A 3319-nucleotide genomic window follows, 5' to 3' on the forward strand; every position below is an offset into this window, starting at 1 on the left:
ACCCTGGGGTGTCCTCGCGGGGGCGCTCGTGGTGGCCGCACTGATGACCGGGGCGTTCCTGGCGTTCTCCGCCTCCGACGACCCGGACCCCGTCGGGCGGGAGGCGACGGCCGCGGACCGCCCGGCCCGAGGCGGACAGGGAGAGGGGCGCGTCCTCGACAATCCCGCCCCCCTGTCCCCCGAGGGCCTCGAGCGGATCTTCTCGAGCGCCGGTCGGGCGTCGGGGTCGGAGCTGGCCACGAGCCTGGTGGTGCACCCGGAGCACGCGGTGCTGTCCTGGACCGACCCGGAGCACCCCAGCCGGACACTGCGGCAGATCTACCGCGGCGGTTGGTCCGGGTGGGCAGACAGCCCCAGCACGCGCGAGGGGTCGTTCCGGCTGGCCGACCTCGATGCCGCCGTGATCGCGCCGGTCGTCGCAGGAGCCGCCGAGAGCCTCGGGATCGCAGGGGAGACCGACGCCTTCCTCAACGTCGCCGCGGACGACGCCGGCCGACCGAGCTACACCGTCCACGTGCGCAACGACGTCCACCAGAGCGGGTTCCTCGTGGTGGATCACGCCGGCGAGCCGGTGCGCATCATGCCGCCCGGTTGACAGACCGGATCAGTCGATCAGCCGGCTCAGTGACTCGATCTCCTCGACCGAGCGGGCCGTCACCACGAGCATGGTCACGCCCGCGGCCTCCCATTCGGCGATCTGGGAGCGCACCGAGTCCTCGTCGCCGATGATCGCGGTGGCCTCGACCATCTCGTCGGGCACCGCCGCCGCGGCCTCCTCCTTGCGACCGGAGCGGAACAGCTCGGTGATGCGGTCGACATCGTCCGCGAAACCCATCCGACGGAACGCCTCGGCGTGGAAGTTCTTCTCCTCGGCGCCCATGCCCCCGGCGTAGAGCGCGGTGAACGGCTTGTAGGCGTCGAGCACGGAGCGCCGATCCTGCGTTATGTGGAGTTGACACAGGAACGCCACCTCGAAGTCCTCCCGGGTACGCCGGGCCCCGGGACGGGCGAATCCCTCGTCGAGCCAGGCGTTGAACTCGTGGGCGGTCCGCGGCGAGGCCAGGAACCCCAGCCATCCGTCGGCGATCTCGGCCGCGAGCGCGACGTTCTTGGGCCCCTCGGCGCCCAGCCAGATGGGCACGTCCTCGCGCAGGGGGTGGAGGATCGACTTGAGCGGCTTGCCCAGGCCGGAGGCGCCGGGGCCCTGGTACGGCAGCGCGTAGGCAGGGCCGTCGGAGGTGACGGGAGCCTCGCGGCGGAGCACCGCACGGATGATGTCGATGTACTCCCGCGTCCGGGCCAACGGTTTGGCGAAGGGCTGCCCGTACCAGCCCTCGACCACCTGCGGGCCGGAGACACCCAGGCCCAGACAGAAGCGACCGCCGGAGAGGTGGTCCAGGGTCATGGTGCTCATCGCGGTGGCCGTGGGCGTCCGGGCGGACAGCTGCACCACCGCCGTGGACAGGCGGATGCGGTCGGTGAGCGAGCCGTACCAGGCCAGCGGGGTGAACGCGTCCGAGCCCCAGGCCTCGGCGGTGAAGACGGTGTCGAACCCCGCCCTGTCCGCCGCCACCACGAGGTCGGCGTGATTGGTGGGCGGCTGGGCGCCCCAGTATCCGAGCTGCAAGGCGAATTTCATGGGCCCCAGTGTGACCCACGCCGCCGCGGCGCGGGGCGGGCCCGCGAAAAGCCACACGCCCCGCACTGGAACGTGTTCTACTTGTGGGGTGACATCCAGAGAGATCGTTGTCGACATCATCCCGCCCGACGAGCCCGTGCTCTCGGCACCGCTCGCCCCGTCCTTCGACTACACCCGGTCGACCGGACCGGTCCTCGGCGCGTTCTTCACCGGCCTGCGTGAGGGCCGCCTCGTGGGGACACGCGACTCCCGCGGCGCGGTCCACGTGCCGCCCGTGGAGTTCGACCCCGTCACCCACGAGGCCCTGACGGACCTCGTCGAGGTGGGCTCGGGGACCGGGATCGAGGGCGTCGTCGTCGTCTGGACCTGGGTTCCCGAGCCCGCGGACGTCGCCCCGCTCGACTCACCCTTCGCGTGGGCCCTGGTCCGGTTCGACGGCGCCGACACCGCCATCCTGCTGCCCCTCGCCGCCGAGGGCCCCGAGGCCGTGCACTCGGGGATGCGCGTGCGTCTGCAGTGGTCCGCCGAGCGGACCGGGACCATCCACGACATCGCGTGCGTGGTCCCCGCGGACGCGGCGGGCGGCACAGGCCCGGGCGACGACGAGCTGGGGCAGTCCTCCGGGGACGAGGCGGTCTCCATGCTCATCACGCCGATCGGACTCTCGGTGACCCACACCGCCTCGCCCGCGGAGAGCGAGTTCCTCAGGGCGATCGTGCAGGGCCGGATGCTCGGGCGTCGACGCTCCAACGGGCCCGAGGTGTACGTTCCGCCGCGGGACTACTGCCCCTCGGACGGGGTGGCGATGGGTGAGTACGTGGAGGTCTCCGACGTCGGGACCGTCACCACGTTCGGCATCGTCAACGTGCCGTTCGCGGGACAGGAGATCACGCCCCCGTACGTCACCGCGTACATCCTCCTCGACGGGTCGGACGTCCCGATCCAGCACCTGGTGCTGGGCTGCGAGGCCTCGGAGGTGCGCATGGGAATGCGCGTGCGCGCGATCTGGACCCCGGAGGATGACCGCCCCGCCTCGATGAAGGCCATCACGCACTTCGAGCCGACCGGCGATCCCGACGCCGACCCCGACACCTACGCCCATCATCTGTAGAGGACACCCGTGACCCCCACCGCACCCCGGGACGTGGCCGTCGTCGGTTTCGCCCACGCCCGACACACAGAGTCCACCTTCGGCACCACCAACGGCGTGGAGATGCTCGCGCCCGTCTTCGCCGAGTGCTACCGCCAGACGGGTCTGGACCGGACCGACATCGACTTCTGGTGCTCCGGCTCCTGCGACTACCTGGCCGGGCGCGCCTTCTCCTTCATCTCCGCCGTCGACACCATCGGCGCGGTGCCCCCCATCAGCGAATCGCACGTGGAGATGGACGCCGCCTGGGCGTTCTTCGAGGCCTACCTCAAGATCGCCACGGGACAGGCCGACACCGCGCTGGTCTACGGGTTCGGCAAGGCCTCGGCGAGCACGGACCTCGACTCGGCAATGGCACTGCAGCTCGACCCGTACACGGTCGCGCCCCTCTGGCCGGGTCGGCACCACATGGCCGCACTGCAGGCCCGCGCGGGGATCGACGCCGGCACGTGGTCGGAGGGTGCGATGGCCTCGGTCGCCGCCCGCGCCACCGGCAGGGACGAACGTGAGCTGCTCGCCGAGCCGTACGT

Annotated in this window: 3 protein-coding genes and 1 pseudogene; 3 read left to right on the forward strand and 1 reads right to left on the reverse strand. The window is 71.6% G+C overall.

The window, feature by feature from the left end:
* Nucleotides 1-595, forward strand: a 595-nt coding sequence (locus G6019_RS05040; RefSeq protein WP_182627146.1) for a hypothetical protein, incomplete at its 5' end; no start/stop codon positions are given.
* A gap of 9 nt (nt 596-604) precedes the next feature.
* On the opposite strand, the gene G6019_RS05045 is transcribed toward G6019_RS05040, so the two are convergent.
* A complete protein-coding gene (locus G6019_RS05045) occupies nt 605-1639 on the reverse strand; it encodes an LLM class F420-dependent oxidoreductase (protein WP_182613549.1) in 1035 nt (344 codons plus the stop codon).
* Between the two features lie 88 nt (nt 1640-1727).
* On the opposite strand from G6019_RS05045, the gene G6019_RS05050 reads away from it, so the two are divergent.
* Nucleotides 1728-2750, forward strand: a complete 1023-nt coding sequence (locus G6019_RS05050; protein WP_309230167.1) for a Zn-ribbon domain-containing OB-fold protein — start codon at nt 1728-1730, stop codon at nt 2748-2750.
* A gap of 9 nt (nt 2751-2759) precedes the next feature.
* Nucleotides 2760-3319: pseudogene (locus G6019_RS05055) on the forward strand (lipid-transfer protein); the annotation flags it as partial.

This window comes from Dietzia sp. DQ12-76 (genome assembly GCF_014145045.1).
Classification (GTDB): Bacteria; Actinomycetota; Actinomycetes; order Mycobacteriales; family Mycobacteriaceae; genus Dietzia.

Bases quoted from the DNA above. Each gene is read 5' to 3' on its own strand.
- G6019_RS05045 (WP_182613549.1), bottom strand. From the start codon at position 1,639: ATGAAATTCGCCTTGCAGCTCGGATACTGGGGCGCCCAGCCGCCCACC.